The sequence below is a fragment of the Oceanobacillus salinisoli genome (assembly GCF_009733865.1).
In the GTDB taxonomy this organism is placed as follows: Bacteria; Bacillota; Bacilli; order Bacillales; family Amphibacillaceae; genus Oceanobacillus; species Oceanobacillus salinisoli.
Genome location: NZ_WOFB01000072.1, coordinates 1 through 366 on the forward strand (window position 1 = coordinate 1; position 366 = coordinate 366).

1 pseudogene is annotated in these 366 nt (G+C 34.4%); it reads left to right on the plus strand.

From position 1 onward, the window contains the following. Positions 1-124: 124 nt before the first annotated feature. Positions 125-366, plus strand: a pseudogene (locus GMJ66_RS20335) (IS110 family transposase); the annotation flags it as partial.

The following is a 366-nucleotide window of genomic DNA, read 5'->3' on the forward strand; positions in this document are numbered from 1 at the left end:
ATTTTATAATTTCCTGGTGTATGAAATAATGTATTTATACACAAAAAGTCCCATTGACTATGCTACGATTGATGTACTTAACCAAGTTTACTCAATCACCCACCCGACAAGGAGGACATAATCAATGAGACTACTTAATAGTAAACAAGGATTGAGGAGAAGTCAATTCGCACAAGAGATTCGCGGTACCGATTTGGAAAAAGTTTTAATTGTCCCAATCGATGTATCTAAAGTTCTACAAAAGGCAATGATTTTAAATTATTTTGGTGAACCTATAGAAGACTCATTCTCCTTCATGGTCAATCAAACTGGAATGAGAGTGCTTATTGATAAAATCGAAAGAGCTAAGAGTACTCTTCAAACTGA